Origin of the sequence: Bradyrhizobium niftali (genome assembly GCF_004571025.1) — a bacterium.
GTDB lineage: Bacteria > Pseudomonadota > Alphaproteobacteria > Rhizobiales > Xanthobacteraceae > Bradyrhizobium > Bradyrhizobium niftali.
Map to the genome: position 1 here is coordinate 1 of NZ_SPQT01000002.1, position 14759 is coordinate 14759.

Sequence of the window (14759 nt, forward strand, 5' to 3'; positions counted from 1 at the left end):
GCCCGGATCATGACGACATTTCAGGAAGCGCGCGCGTTCCTTCTACAGCACCGCACGGATTACGGGACGGCGGTCAAAGGCTTCCGCTGGCCCGATCCGGTTCCCTTCAACTGGGCGCTCGACTGGTTCGACGCCGGGCTGGCGGGGAATGCGGAGAGCAGGGACCGACCCGCGCTCTGGATTGTCGATGCCGCACAGGATCGGCAAACGAAATTGTCCTTTGCGGCGCTGTCGCGCCGTTCCAACCAGGTCGCAAACTTCCTTCGCGCGCAGGGCCTGAAGCGTGGCGATCATCTATTGCTGCTACTCGGCAATGTGGTCCCGCTGTGGGAGACCATGCTGGCTGCGATGAAGCTCGGCGTCGTCGTCATCCCCGCCACCACGCTGCTCACCGCCGACGAGCTGCGCGACCGGCTCGATCGCGGCAAGGCGAAGGCGGTGGTGGCCGCGCAGGATCAGGTCGCGAAGTTCGCGAGCCTTGGCACCGAGCTTGGCGCCGAGAATGTCGTCCGTATCGTGGTCGGTGATGCCTTCGATGGCTGGCTCGCCTATGACGAGGCGACGAAAGCTCCGGAGAGTTTTGCGCCCGACGGCCCCACCAACGCCGACGACCCGATGCTGCTCTATTTCACCTCGGGCACGACGGCAAAGCCGAAGCTGGTACTGCATAGCCAGCGCAGCTATCCCCTCGGCCATCTCTCCACCATGTACTGGATCGGGTTGAAGCCGGGCGACGTCCACCTCAACATCTCCTCGCCCGGCTGGGCCAAGCACGCCTGGAGCTGCTTCTTCGCGCCGTGGAACGCGGGGGCCACCGTGTTCGTGGTCAACCAGCCGCGTTTCGATGCCAAGGCGCTGCTTGCCACCATCGGGCGGTGCGGCGTCACCACGCTGTGCGCGCCGCCGACGGTATGGCGGCTGTTCATCCAGGAGAACCTCGCGTCGTTCAAGGTCGCGTTGCGCGAGGTCTGCGGCGCGGGCGAGCCGCTCAATCCGGAGGTGATCGATCAGGTCCAGGCGGCCTGGGGCCTTACCATCCGCGACGGCTACGGCCAGACCGAGACGACGGCGCTGGCGGGCAACTCGCCCGGGCAAAAGATCAAGGTCGGGTCGATGGGCCGGCCGCTGCCGGGCTATCGCGTGCAGGTCAGCGATGCCGACGGCAACCCGGCGAAGGAGGGCGAGGTGACGCTGGTGCTCGGGGCGAGCCGTCCCGCCGGCCTGATGCAGGGCTATCAGGGCGACGATGGCAAGCTCTCGGGCGCCGAAGGCACGCTCTATCGCAGTGGCGACGTCGTGTTCGAAGACGAAGACGGCTATCTCACTTTCGTCGGCCGCTCCGACGACGTGTTCAAATCCTCCGACTACCGCATCAGCCCGTTCGAGCTGGAAAGCGTGTTGCTCGAGCACGAGCTCGTCGCCGAAGCCGCCGTGGTGCCGAGCCCGGACCCGATCCGCCTTGCGATCCCCAAGGCCTTCGTGCTGCTGACATCGGGCGCCGAGCGAACGCCGGAGACGGCGCTGTCGATTTTCAAGCACCTGCATACGCGCCTGGCGCCGTTCAAGCGCATCCGCCGCCTCGAAATCGTCACGGAGCTGCCGAAGACGATCTCTGGCAAAATCCGCCGTGTGCAGCTACGACGGCTGGAACGCGACGACGACCGCAGCGATCCCCTGCGCGGCCGGGAATTCCGGGAGGAGGATTTTCCGGAATTGCCGAAAACACGGAGTGAGACCTAAGTGAACGAAGTCTGGAAGAAGCCGCCGATTACGCTGGATGCCTATCAGGCCATGGTCGGCAAGGAGGTCGGCGTGTCGTCATGGCACCTGATCGACCAGCCCCGCATCGACACCTATGCCGACGTGATCGAGGATCACCAGTTCATCCACGTTGACCCTGAACGGGCGAAGAAGGAGACCGCGTTCGGCACCACGATTGCGCACGGTTTTCTGACGATGTCGCTGCTGTCGATCATGTCTTATGAAGTCATGCCTGTCATCGCCGGCACCACGATGGGCGTCAATTACGGCTTCGACAAGCTCCGCTTCATCTCGCCGGTGCGCTCGGGAAAGCGCGTCCGCGGCCGGTTCGTGCTGGCGGAAGCCAGGCTGCGCAAGCCGAACGAATTGCAGTCCCGCACCAATGTCACGGTGGAGATCGAGGGCGAGGACAAGCCCGCGCTGGTCGCCGACTGGCTCGGCCTGATCTATTTCGCCTGATACCACGCGTCGCTGCCGGGCTTGACCCGGCAATCCATCGCTGCTCAAAAGCTTTTCGATTTTGATGGATGGCCGGGTCAAGCCCGGCCACGACGATCCAACGTTTGGGAAACGCACTCATGGCAATCAGGTTTGACGGACGCGTCGCCATCGTCACCGGCGCGGGCAATGGCCTCGGACGGGCGCATGCGCTGGGGCTGGCCAGCCGCGGCGCGAAGGTCGTGGTCAACGATTTCGGCGGCGCGCGCGACGGCACCGGCGGCTCGCTGTCGCCGGCGGAAACCGTGGTCGAGGAGATCCGCAAGGCAGGCGGCACCGCGATGGCCGACGGCGCCGACGTCTCGAACTTCGAGCAGGTCACCGCGATGGTCGAACGCGCCACAAAGGAATGGGGCAGCGTCGACCTCTTGTGCGCCAATGCCGGCATTTTGCGCGACAAGTCGTTCGGCAAGATGGAGGCCGCCGATTTCCAGAAGGTGCTCGACGTGCATCTCGTCGGTACCTTCTATTGCTGCAAGGCGGCCTGGGCCGGCATGCGCGACCGCAACTACGGCCGCATCGTGCTGACCACCTCGTCCTCCGGTCTTTACGGCAATTTCGGCCAGGCCAATTACGGCGCGGCGAAATCCGGCATGGTCGGCCTGATGAACGTGCTGGCGGAAGAGGGCCGCAAGACCAACATCCGTGTCAACATCATCTCGCCGACCGCGGCGACCCGCATGACCGAAGAGCTGCTGCCGCCACAGGCGCTGCAGCTGATGAAGCCGAACGCGATCACGCCGGCCGTCGAGTACATGCTGAGCGAGGATGCGCCGACCCGCACCATCATGGGCGCCGGCGCCGGCTCCTTCGCGGTGATCAAGATTGTCGAGAGCGAAGGCATCAACCTGCCGGAGTCCGAATGGACGCCGGACGCGGTCGCCGCGCATTTCGCCGAGATCAGCGACATGTCGAAGGCGAAGGCGCTGACGGGAGCGTTCGAGCAGACGCAGAAATATGTGGCGCAGGCCGCGGCGAGGGCGGGGATCAAGCTCTAGCTCCACTGTCATTTCGGGGCGTCGCAAAGCGACGAGCCCGGAATCCATCGTGCTACAGAAACTGCCGCCCAATGGATTCCGGGTTCGCGCCCAAGCGGGCGCGCCCCGGAATGACGCTGTTTTTGGCGCGAGAATCTGGCCTAAACTCCCGCCATGACACCATCCGAATCCCACGTCACCATCATCGGCGCAGGTCCCGCCGGGCTGATGGCGGCCGAGGTGCTGGCGCAGGGCGGCGCGCGCGTCACCGTTTATGACGCAATGCCATCCGCTGCCCGTAAATTCCTGATGGCAGGCCGGGGCGGGCTCAATCTCACCCACAGCGAGCCGCTGCCGCAGTTCATGCCGCGCTATCGCGAGGCGGCACCGAAGCTGCAAGCTGCGGTCGAAGCCTTTTCACCCGACGCGCTGCGCGCCTGGAGCGAGGCACTGGGTGAGCCGACCTTCGTCGGCAGCAGCGGCCGCGTGTTTCCAAAAGCGTTCAAGGCCTCGCCCTTGCTGCGCGCCTGGCTGCGGCGGCTCGACGCCGCCGGCGTGCGGTTTGCATTCCGCCATCGCTGGACCGGCTGGGACGGGGAAGGGCGGTTGTTGTTCCAAACACCGAGCGGCACCTCCGCCGTTGCAGCCGACGCCACTGTGCTCGCGCTCGGCGGCGCAAGCTGGCCGCGGCTCGGGTCGGACGGCAGCTGGGTCGATATCCTCGCGTCCAAAGACATTGCCATCTCGAGGCTGCGGCCGGCCAATTCCGGTTTCACGGTCGCATGGTCCGAATTGTTCCGTGATCGTTTCGAGGGCCAGCCGCTCAAGGGCGTTGCCCTGACGATCGGTGCACACACAGTGCGCGGCGAAGCGATGATCACCCGCGGCGGCATCGAAGGCGGCGCGATCTATGCGCTGTCGGCGGAGCTGCGCGAGGCGGTGCTGGGTCTCGGACAGGCGACGCTCACAATCGCGCTGCGGCCCGACCTCGACGCTGCCGCGCTGACCGTGCGCCTGTCGGGCACGCGCGGCAAGCAATCGCTCGCAAACTTCCTGCGCAAGGCGGCGCAGCTGTCACCGGTCGGCATCGGCCTGATGCAGGAGGCCGCCATCGCATCTGGCCGGCCGCTGGCCTCGTTCTCGCCGGCCGAGCTCGCACACCTGGTCAATGCCATTCCGGTTCGGCTCACTGGCGTTGCCCCGATCGATCGCGCGATCTCGACCGCTGGCGGCGTTTCGTTTGACGAGCTCGACGCGGGCTTCATGCTGCGCAAGCTGCCCGGCCTGTTCGCTGCCGGCGAGATGCTGGATTGGGAGGCGCCGACCGGGGGCTATCTGTTGCAGGCATCGTTCGCGACTGGGGCCGCCGCGGGTAGGGGGGTGCTGGAGTGGCTGAAGCGTTCATAGAACGCCGTCGCCCTTCGAGGCTCGCCCAGCGGCGCAGTGCGCCGCAAGGCTCGCACCTCGGGGTGACGGCTATCCGCGAGCATCATCTTAAGTCGGCCTAACGAGAGCGTCATCCTGAGATGCTCGTTTCCGGTGCGAGAGCACCGGAAACCGAGCCTCGAAGGATGCGCGGGCGCGAACACCTTAGCGCAGCTTCCCCCGCGCCGCCACCGGCAGCGTGCCGATGATCTCCTCGCCGCGGACCATCAGCACCTCGTCCATCATGTTGACGACGACGCAGACATGATTGGGCACGATGCGCACGACATCGCCGACATTCGGCCGGGTGTTGCTGCGGGAGAGATCGAGGAAGCCGTGCTCTTCGGCAAAGCGCGCGATCTTGGCTTCGGGGTGCTCCAGGATCAGGCCGTGGCCGTCGAGCCCGCCGGTGTCCGTGGTCAGCGTCTTGGAGCCGGCATCGAGAATGCCGCGCTCGGGCGCGGCGCGGCTCACGACGGTTGAATAGATGTGCAGCGCGCAGTCGTCCCACGTCGCGGAGCCGGCAGCGACCTGCATGCGGTCGTTGTAGATGTAGGTGCCGAAGCGATGCTCGGTGCCGCCCTTGAGCTTGCCGAGATTGACGAGGTTCGGCGTGCCGCCGGTCGAGACGATCTTTGCATCCAGCCCGTGCGCGCGCACGCCGGCCAGCGCCTCGTCGTAGAATTTTTGCGCGTCCGCCCAGCCGGTCTCGGTCGGATAAAGCATGAAGCCGGCGAACTCGAGCCCTTTGGACCCGGCGATCTCGCGCGCCAGCGCAATCGCCTCCGCCGGTGTCTCGACGCCCGCGCGCTTGCGGCCCGTATCGCATTCGACCACCACCGAGAGCGGGCGGCCTGATGCTGCGGCCGCCTTCGGCAAACCTGCGACGACCGTCGAATTGTCCGCGGCCACCGTCATGTTCGCCTTCGCCTGCAGCGCGCCGAGCCGCGCCATCTTCTCTTCGCCGAGCAGGTTGTAGCTGATCAGGATGTCGTCGATGCCGGCATTGGCCATGATCTCGGCCTCGCCGATCTTCTGGCAGGTGATGCCCTTGGCGCCGGCCGCCACCTGCATCTTGGCAATGGTCGGGTTCTTGTGCGTCTTGATGTGAGGACGATTGGCGATTCCGGCGTCGTCGCAGGCCTTCTGGATCCGCGCGATGTTGCGCTCGACCTTGTCCATGTCGATGACGGCGCAGGGCGTGCCGTATTCGCGGGCGATCTTGGCGGCGAGAGTCGTTGTCATGGCAGTCCCCTAGTTGGCGGAATACGCGCTAAGCCTGTTCAATTTCTTCGCGAAGCATTTCGAGTTCGAGCCAGCGCTCTTCGGCGGCGGACAATTCGTCATGCGCCTTGGCGATCGCGGCGGAGGCGTCGTCGAATTTCTTGCGATCCTTGGCGTAGAGGTTGGGATCGTCGAGCACGCGTTGCAGCTTGGCGATGTCGGCATGCAATTTTTCCATCTTCTTCGGCAGCGTTTCCAGCGCGTGCTTCTCGTTGAAGCTCAACCGCCGCTTCGGCGCGGATGCGGGAGCAGCTTGCCGCTCCTCTTTCTTCTCCGCGGGGGCTTGCGCCTTCGCCGTCTCGCGCTTCAAGTCCGCGCCGCGCTGCGCCAGCATGTCGCTGTAGCCGCCGGCATATTCGATCCATCTGCCGTTGCCCTCGGGCGCAATCACAGAGGTGACGACGCGGTCGAGGAAGTCGCGGTCGTGGCTGATCAGGATCACGGTGCCCTCGTAGTCGCCGAGCATGTCCTCGAGCACGTCGAGCGTTTCCAGGTCGAGATCGTTGGTCGGCTCGTCCAGCACCAGCAGGTTCGATGGCTTGGCCAATGCGCGCGCCAGCATCAACCGGCCGCGCTCGCCGCCCGAGAGCACTTCCAGCGGCGTGCCGCGCTGCTCCTGCGCGAACAGAAAGTCCTTCATGTAGCCGACGACATGCTTCGGCTTTCCGCCGACCATGATCTGGTCGCCGCGGCCGCCGGTCAGCGCCTCCGCCAGCGTCGATTTGGGATCGAGGCTTTCGCGGTGCTGGTCGAGCGTCGCCATCTCCAGATTGGCCCCGAGCCGCACGGTGCCAGTGTCAGGCTGCATGCCGCCGGTGAGCAGATTGACCAGCGTGGTCTTGCCGGCGCCGTTCGGCCCGATGATGCCGAGCCGGTCGCCGCGCTGGATGCGGGTGGAGAAATTGTCGACGATCTTGCGCTCGCCATAGGCCTTGGTGATGCCTTTGGCTTCGATCACCAGCTTGCCGGACTGCTCAGCCTCGGCGGCTGCGAGATTGGCGCTGCCGGCGGTGCCGCGATAGTTGCGGCGCTGGTCGCGCAGCGTGTGCAGATTGGCAAGCCGCTTGACGTTGCGCTTGCGCCGGCCGGAGACGCCGTAGCGCAGCCAGTGCTCCTCGTCGACGATCTTGCGGTCGAGCTTGTGTTGGTCGCGCTCTTCCTCGGCGAGCACCTCGTCGCGCCAGCTCTCGAACGAGGCAAAGCCGCGGTCGATCTGCTTGATCCGGCCGCGGTCGAGCCACGCCGTGGAGCGCGAGAGATTGGTGAGGAAGCGGCGGTCGTGGCTGATCAGCACCAGTGCGCTGCGGCGGCTGTCGAGCTCCTGTTCCAGCCATTCGATGGTGGAAAGATCGAGATGGTTGGTCGGCTCGTCCAGCAGCAGGATGTCGGGCGAGGGCGCCAGCACACACGCGAGCGCCGCGCGGCGAGCTTCGCCGCCAGAGAGGTTGTGCGGGTTCTCGTCGCCGGTCAGCCCGAGCTGCTCCAGCAGATAGCGCGCCTGATGCTGGTCGTCGCCGGGCGCGAGCCCCGCCTCGACATAGGCGAGCGTGGTCTTGTGGTCGCCGAAATCAGGCTCCTGCGGCAGATAGCGGATCGTGGCGCCCGGCTGCACGAAGCGTGTGCCGCCGTCGGGCTCGACGAGGCCGGCCGCGATCTTGAGAAGCGTTGACTTGCCCGAGCCGTTGCGGCCGATCAGGCAGACCCGCTCGCCAGCCGCAACGTTGAGCTCGACGCCGTTCAAGAGCGGCGTGCCGCCAAACGTCAGCTTGATGTCCTTGAGTTGGATCAGCGGCGGCGCCATCGTCAGCCCTGACTTGAATTCTGGCTCGTTGCAGCCGCATCAGCGCGGCGGCGCTGGATCCGGCGCAGCGTCTGGTCGAGCGCCGAGAGGAACGTCGACCGGTCGCGCGGTGCGAACGATCGCGGGCCGCCGGTAACTTCGCCAGCCGAGCGCAGATCCGTCATGAGATTGCGCACCGCCAGCGTCATCCCGATCGATTCTTCGGTGAACGGCTTGCCGTTCGGCGCGATCACGTCGGCGCCCGCCTTCACGCAGCGGCTGGCGAGCGGAATGTCGGAGGTGACGACGACGTCGCCCGGCTTGGCGCGTTCGGCGATCCAGTCGTCGGCGGCATCCATGCCGCTACCTGCGGCGATGCGCTCGATCAAGGGATCCTGCGGCACGCGAATGAAATTGCCGGCCACCACGCTCACGGGCACGCCGTGCCGGAGCGCGACGCGGTAGATCTCGTCCTTCACCGGACAGGCGTCGGCGTCGACATAGATGCGGGTGGGCGTGTCAGTCATCGGCGGGGTGGTAGCCCATTCGGGCCGCAAAGGCGAGGGGATTGACCGGTGTTCCCCGGGGCCTACGATCGGCCCGAAACAACAGGAATTGTGGGGAAGGGCAGCCATGCCGAACCGGCTCGAGACCTACCGCGTCGAGGCCTACAACACCGCCAAACAATCCGAAAACAAGATGCATGACGACAACGTAGCGCGTCGCTTCGGCTTTTCCGGCGGGCTGGTGCCTGGTGTCGACGTCTTCGCCTACATGATGCATGTGCCGGTCGCGTACTGGGGCCGCGATTTCCTGTCACGCGGACTGGTGGAGGCCCGCTTCATCAAGCCGGTCTATGACGGCGAGACGGCCGATGTCGATGCAACCGAGCACAATGGCCTGCTCACGATCGAGGTGTTCAGCCGCACCGAGCTGTGCGCCACCGGGACGGCCTCGCTGCCGGCGGCCGCGCCGGCTGAGGATTTGAGCGACTACCTCGCGGTCCCCGCGGTCGCCGAGCGCAAGCCGGTCAGCCCCGCGACCTTCGAGACCGGCAAATGGCTCGGCACAGAGCCGCGTCGATGGATCGGGCAGGCCGCCGCGGAATATCTCGCCGAGATCAGGGAAACCGATCCGATCTTCGCGCGTGAGGGGCTCGGCCATCCCGGCCTGATCCAGCGCGTGATGAACTGCGTCCTCGTCGACAACACCATTTTAGGCCCATGGATCCACGCCGGCAGCCGCATGCAGTTGCTGTCGCCCGCGCGCGCCGGCGACGAGATCGTTGCGCGGGCCAAGGTGACCGCGAACTACGAGAAGAAGGGCCACCGCTTCGTCGAGCTCGACGCACTGGTCGTCGCCAATGGCGAGACACCGCTGGCGCGTTGCCAGCACACCGCGATCTACCAGCCGCGCGAGGAGGCGGCGGCGTAGGGAAGGGGCAAGGCGCGTCTCCACATTGGCTGTCATACCCCGCGAAGGCGGGGCATCCAGTACGCCGCGGCTTCTCGATTCAATCACATCTGTCACGGAGTACTGGATCGCCCGCCTTCGCGGGCGATGACAGTGTGCGTGTGGAGGCAGAAGCGCGGCCTTACGCCGCCTTGCCCTTCACGTCCTGGATCGCGCGCCACACCCGCTCCGGCGTCAGCGGCATGTCGATGTGCTTGATGCCGTAGTCGGAGAGCGCGTCGAGCACGGCGTTCACCACGGTCGACAGGCTGCCGGCGCAGCCGGCTTCGCCGCAACCCTTGCTGCCGAGCGGATTGGTCGTGGCCGGCACCGGGTGGTCGCCGACCGTCATGTTCGGCACGTCCTCGGCGCGCGGCAGCGCGTAGTCCATCAGCGAGCCCGTGATCGGCTGGCCGCTCTCGTCGTAGCGGACGTGCTCCATCAGCGCCTGTCCAATGCCCTGGACGACGCCGCCATGAAGCTGGCCCGCGACCAGCAGCGGGTTGATCACCGTGCCGAAATCGTTCACCGCGCTGTAGCGCACGATCTGCACCACGCCGGTCTCCGGATCGATCTCGACCTCGGCGACGTGGCAGCCGTTCGGGAAGGCAGAGGGCACCGGCTCGCTGGTGTGATCGACGTCGAGACTATCAGGCACGCCCTCCGGCACCTTGCCGTCATGCAGCTTTTTGGCGAGCTCCATGATGTCGATGCTGCGGTCGGTGCCGGCGATGGTGAAGCTGCCGCCTTCGAACTCGATGTCGGCTTCGGAGGCCTCCAGCATGTGCGCGGCGGCGCGCTTGCCCTTTTCGATCACGAGCTTGGAGGCCTCGACGATCGCCATGCCGCTCGCCATGATCGAGCGCGATCCGCCGGTGCCGTTGCCGGTGTGAACGATGTCGCTGTCGCCCTGCACCAGCTTGACGCTCTCGAAGGGGACGCCGAGCTGGTCGCACAGCACCTGCGCGAACGGGGTGGCATGGCCCTGGCCGTAATCGAGCGTGCCGGTGATGAGCTGCACGCTGCCGTCAGGGTCGAACACGATCTTGCCGAGCTCGGGGCTCGGCGGCGCGGTGACCTCGAGATAAGAGCCGACGGCGATGCCGCGCAGCTTGCCGGCCTTCTTGCTCTCCTTCTTGCGCTTGGCGAAATTCTCGTGATCGGAGATTTCGAGCGCCTTGTTGAAGACGGCCTGGAAGTCGCCGCTGTCATAGGTGACGCCGGAGGAGGCCGGGAACGGCATCTGGTTCGGCTTGATGAAGTTGCGCTTGCGCATCGTCAGCCGGTTGATGCCCATCTCGTCGGCGGCGCGGTCGATCAGCCGCTCCATGTAGTAATTCGCCTCGGGCCGGCCGGCGCCGCGATAGGCGCCCATCAGCGTTGTGTTGGTCAGCACCGTCTTGATGTCGATGCCCATCAGCGGCGTGCGGTAGACGCTGGAAAAGTTCTTGCCGGTGTTGAGCGAGAGCGGGCCCGGCGCAACGCCGGTGATGTAGGCGCCGAGATTGCCGTAACCGGAAAGCTTGGCCGCGAGGAAATGCCCCTCGGCGTCGAGCGCGAGCTCGGCATGAATCTTCTGCGCACGGCCGTGGCTGTCGGAGAGGAAGCTGGTCGAGCGCTCGTCCAGCCACTTCACCGGCCGTCCCAGCGCCTTGGCCGCGTACAGGATGCACATGTATTCGGGGTAGTTGATGTTCTTCATGCCGAAGGAGCCGCCGACATTGGCGGTGAGAATGCGCACCTTCTCGTTCGGCACTTTCAGGTTCTTGGCGAGGTTGGCGCGGTTGCCGGCGACACCCTGCGTCGGAACCTGGAGCGTGTAGCGCTCGGCCTTCTTGTCGTAGGAGGCAAGTCCCACGCGCGGCTCCATCGAGACCACGGCGACGCGGGTGTTCTCGATGTCGATCTTGGTCACATGGGCGGCGCTGGCAAAGGCCGCATCGACCTTGTCCATGTCGCCATAATGGTAGTCGAGCGCGACGTTGTTCGGGATGTGGTCGTAGAGCTGCGGCGCGCCGGGCCTCGCGGCCTCCTCGGGGTCCGTCACCGCCGGCAGCGGCTCGATGTCGAGCTCGACCGCCTCGGCCGCATCGCGCGCCTGGGCCAGCGTCTCCGCCACCACGAAAGCGACGGGATCGCCGACGAAGCGGACCTTGTCGGTCGCCAGCGGCTGGCGGTTGGTCTGGAGCAGGGGCGAGCCGTCACGGCTCTTCAGCGGCAGGCCGCAGGTGAAGGGGCCATAGCCGGCCGCATCGAGGTCCTTGCCGGTCCAGACCCCCAGCACGCCCGGCATCGCCTTGGCGGCATCAAGGCCGATGCCGCGGATGATTCCATGGGCATGGGTCGAGCGGACCACCACGGCATAGGCCTGGCCGGGCAGGTTGAAATCGTCGGTGTAGCGGCCCTTGCCGCGGACCAGCGTGTCGTCCTCCTTGCGGCGGACGGGCTGCCCGACGCCGTATTTTTGCAGTGCAATAGCGTTTTCGAGCGTGGACGATTTGGTGTGTTCTTGCATGGAATTGACCTGAAAAGCCGGCAATTGCGCGTTTTGGGGGGCGCTTGGGGGCCGGACCCTTCAAAAATAGCCCACGGTCCCGTTCACGACAACGCACGAATGGGCATGGTCCCATGTGATGCGTTGTTGCGCAGGCCTGCCGCGCTGCTAATGTTTCAGGCGAAAAAGCAATTCCAGCTCGGCCCCAGCGGGCCGCGGAAAGACAGTTTGTATGAATGACCACACGCGGCTCCGCGACGGCCATGGGCCGCACGGTGAGCTCGAGGGGTCGATGGCGGCGGTGGCATTGGCCACTGAGCCGGCCGTCGTCGCGCAAGCGCCGGGAACCGGCGTCTATGCGGCGCTGGACCTCGGAACCAACAATTGCCGGCTCCTGATCGCCTGTCCGACCAGCGATGGCTTTCGCGTGGTCGATTCCTTCTCCCGGATCATCCGGCTCGGCGAGGGGGTCTCGGCGACGGGGTGCATCAGCGAGGCCGCGATCGAGCGCGCCATCGCGGCGCTCAGCATCTGCCGCGACAAGATCAACTTGCGGAGAGCGCGGCGGCTGCGGCTGATCGCGACCGAAGCCTGCCGCGCGGCCTCGAACGCGGAGGGCTTTCGCAGCCGCGTCGCGGCCGAGACCGGCATCGAGCTCGAGGTGATCGACCGCGAGACCGAGGCTTCGCTCGCCGTACTCGGCTGCTCGCCGCTGGTCGACCCCAGGGGGCGCGGCGCCATCCTGTTCGACATTGGCGGCGGCTCGACCGAGCTGGTGCGGATCGAGCGCGATCCCACAAATCCGGAGCCGCGCATCAAAGCCTGGATGTCGATCCCGTTCGGCGTGGTCACGCTCGCCGAGCAATTCGGCGGCCGCGACGTGACGCCGGAGATCTACGCCGCGATGGAGCGGGAGGTCGCAAATCATGTTGCGCCGTTCGCGGAACAGCACGGCGGCGATCTCACTGAGATGCACCTGCTCGGCACCTCTGGCACCGTGACGACCCTTGCCGGCATCCATCTCAATCTCGCACGCTACGACCGCCGCCGCATCGACAGCATCTGGATGAACGATTCCGACATCACCGCGACCATCAACAAGCTGCTCGGCATGAGCTACGAGGAGCGCGCGAACAACAGCTGCATCAGCGTCGAGCGCGCCGATCTCGTGCTGGCCGGCTGCGCCATCCTCGATGCGATCCGCCACGCCTTTCCGCTGCCGCGCCTGCGCGTCGCCGACCGCGGCCTGCGCGAAGGCATGCTGGTCGAGATGATGCGCGAGGACGGCGCGCTCAGGAGCTGGTGAGATGGCCAAGGACACCACCGGCCGCTTGCACGTCCAGGTCAAGACCGGCGGCAAGCGCAAATTGTCATCGAAGCTGTGGCTGGAGCGGCAGCTCAACGATCCCTATGTGGCGAAGGCCAAGGCCGCGGGCTATCGCTCGCGCGCGGCATTCAAGCTGCTCGAGATCGACGACAAGTTTCGGCTGCTGAAGCACGGCATGGCCGTGGTCGATCTCGGCGCCGCGCCGGGCGGCTGGAGCCAGATCGCGGCCAAGCGCGTCGGCTCGATCGATGGCAAGGGCAAGGTCGTCGCGATCGACCTGCTAGAGATGCCCGAAATTGCCGGCGTCGAGTTCGCGCAACTCGACTTCATGGACAACGGCGCGCCGGAAAAGCTCACCGCGATGCTGGGGGGCGGCGCGGACGTCGTGATGTCCGACATGGCCGCCAACACCACCGGTCACCGCAAGACCGACCAGCTCCGCATCGTCGGCCTGATCGAGACCGCGGCGGCGTTTGCCTGCGACGTGCTCAAGCCCGGCGGGACCTTCCTGGCAAAAACGTTCCAGAGCGGCGCCGACGCCGAGTTGCTCGCCCAGCTCAAGCGCGACTTCGCCACGGTCCGTCACGTCAAGCCGGCCGCGAGCCGGCAGGATTCGTCGGAACGCTACGTGCTGGCGACGGGGTTTCGGGGCGAGCCGAAGGCGTAGCGCAAAACCGTCACGTTCGCGAACGATCGTCGTTTGCGGTTTTCGCTGCCCGGTGATGCTCAGGGGCCCGGCGCTCGGCCATGCCTCGAACCAGGCCCAGGAAATTCCTGAGGATCGGTGATGGATTGCTGCGCCGCCACGCCAGTCCGAGAAAGGCCTTCGGAGTAGGGTCTTGCAGGCGCCGGTATACGACGCCGGTCATGCGTGCGCCCTGCAGCGTCGAGGGCACGAGCGCAATGCCGAGTCCCGCCGCGACAAGACCCAAGGTCGAGGTAATTCGCGGCGCCGGCTGCCCGAGACGCGGAACAAATCCGGCTGCCCTGCAGGCCGCGACGGTCTCGTCATACAATCCGGTACCAGGCGGCCCGATCATGATGAAGGAGTCACTTGACAGGCTCCTCAGCTGAAGGGGCTTTGTCCTTGTCCTCGCCAACGTGTGACGGCTCGGGAGGGCCGCGACCAGAGGCTCTTCCTGAAGCGCAGCAACGGAGACGCCTTCCGCATGAATTTGCCGCGCGCGCACGAAGGCAACGTCCATCTGCTCACGCTCGAACTGGCCGACGATTTCGTTGCTCAGGCCTTCCTGCAGGATCAGGGACACGCGCGGGAAGGTTTCACGAAAGGACCGGATGGCAAGCGGTACGAGCGGATTGAAGGGGGCAGTTGGTGCGATGCCGATGCAGAGCGTTCCCTGCTCGCCGCGTGCCGTGCGTTGGGCCGTTTCGACGGCGTGATCGAGCCGCGACAGGATTGCCTTGGCCTCGGAGAAAAAGGCCTGACCCGCGCTTGTCAGGCTTACCCCCCGCGGCAACCGCCTGAACAGTTGAACCTTGAGCTCTCTCTCCATCTGGCTGATCTGCCGGCTGAGCGGGGGCTGCTGGATGCCAAGCCGCTCTGCTGCCCGCGTGATGTGCCCTTCCTCTGCAACCATGACGAAATAGCGAAGGTGCCTGAGATCCATGCCATACCTCAAAGGTATCAAGATCGACGTTGGCATATCATAGCTCAACCGGCGCTGCCGAGCTATGGCGGTCCATGGCAGCGAAGGATCGTGACATGGATACGCAGAGACGGCGCTTGCTTTGTTCAGCACT

12 protein-coding genes are annotated in these 14759 nt (G+C 65.9%); 7 read left to right on the forward strand and 5 right to left on the reverse strand.

Translation table 11 applies throughout. The annotated features are described in order from the left end of the window. The first annotated feature begins 9 nt into the window (after positions 1–9). The 4 genes from E4K65_RS05110 to E4K65_RS05125 all read left to right on the forward strand — a co-directional run bounded on the left by E4K65_RS05110 (position 10) and on the right by E4K65_RS05125 (position 4643). Complete coding sequence (locus E4K65_RS05110; protein WP_135173765.1) at positions 10–1740, forward strand: AMP-binding protein; 1731 nt, start codon at positions 10–12, stop codon at positions 1738–1740. Then, positions 1741–2220, forward strand: a complete 480-nt coding sequence (locus E4K65_RS05115; RefSeq protein ID WP_135173236.1) for a MaoC family dehydratase — start codon at positions 1741–1743, stop codon at positions 2218–2220. Positions 2221–2339: 119 nt separating this feature from the next. Further along, the gene (locus E4K65_RS05120) at positions 2340–3257 is read left to right on the forward strand and encodes an SDR family NAD(P)-dependent oxidoreductase (protein WP_135173237.1); all 918 of its coding nucleotides are present in this window, start codon (positions 2340–2342) and stop codon (positions 3255–3257) included. A 153-nt stretch (positions 3258–3410) separates the two neighbouring features. Next, positions 3411–4643, forward strand: coding sequence for a BaiN/RdsA family NAD(P)/FAD-dependent oxidoreductase (locus E4K65_RS05125; protein ID WP_135173238.1), 1233 nt, complete (start codon positions 3411–3413; stop codon positions 4641–4643). 183 nt (positions 4644–4826) lie between these two features. On the opposite strand, the gene E4K65_RS05130 is transcribed toward E4K65_RS05125, so the two are convergent. From E4K65_RS05130 to E4K65_RS05140, 3 genes are read right to left on the reverse strand one after another with little or no spacing between them, the layout of a single operon-like run. Beyond that, a complete protein-coding gene (locus E4K65_RS05130) occupies positions 4827–5906 on the reverse strand; it encodes a D-TA family PLP-dependent enzyme (RefSeq protein ID WP_135173239.1) in 1080 nt (359 codons plus the stop codon). Between the two features lie 28 nt (positions 5907–5934). Further along, on the reverse strand, positions 5935–7746 hold the full coding sequence (locus E4K65_RS05135; RefSeq protein WP_135173240.1) for an ABC-F family ATP-binding cassette domain-containing protein: 1812 nt from the start codon (positions 7744–7746) through the stop codon (positions 5935–5937). A gap of 2 nt (positions 7747–7748) precedes the next feature. Beyond that, positions 7749–8252, reverse strand: a complete 504-nt coding sequence (locus tag E4K65_RS05140; RefSeq protein ID WP_135173241.1) for a YaiI/YqxD family protein — start codon at positions 8250–8252, stop codon at positions 7749–7751. Between the two features lie 106 nt (positions 8253–8358). On the opposite strand from E4K65_RS05140, the gene E4K65_RS46960 reads away from it, so the two are divergent. Beyond that, positions 8359–9159, forward strand: coding sequence for a hotdog family protein (locus E4K65_RS46960; RefSeq protein WP_167770550.1), 801 nt, complete (start codon positions 8359–8361; stop codon positions 9157–9159). A gap of 160 nt (positions 9160–9319) precedes the next feature. Here the strand turns inward: E4K65_RS46960 and E4K65_RS05155 are convergent, their stop codons facing one another. Further along, positions 9320–11692 (reverse strand): xanthine dehydrogenase family protein molybdopterin-binding subunit, encoded by a 2373-nt coding sequence (locus E4K65_RS05155; RefSeq protein WP_135173242.1) that lies wholly within the window; start codon positions 11690–11692, stop codon positions 9320–9322. 211 nt (positions 11693–11903) lie between these two features. Between E4K65_RS05155 and E4K65_RS05160 the strand changes: the two genes are divergently transcribed. Next, positions 11904–12977, forward strand: coding sequence for a Ppx/GppA phosphatase family protein (locus E4K65_RS05160; protein WP_135173243.1), 1074 nt, complete (start codon positions 11904–11906; stop codon positions 12975–12977). A gap of 1 nt (position 12978) precedes the next feature. Further along, positions 12979–13665: an RlmE family RNA methyltransferase gene (locus tag E4K65_RS05165; protein WP_135173244.1), complete on the forward strand. Its 687-nt coding sequence runs from the start codon at positions 12979–12981 to the stop codon at positions 13663–13665. A gap of 10 nt (positions 13666–13675) precedes the next feature. On the opposite strand, the gene E4K65_RS05170 is transcribed toward E4K65_RS05165, so the two are convergent. After that, entirely contained in the window at positions 13676–14662 is a 987-nt protein-coding gene (locus tag E4K65_RS05170; protein WP_167770551.1) for a LysR substrate-binding domain-containing protein, read from the reverse strand. Positions 14663–14759: the final 97 nt, after the last annotated feature.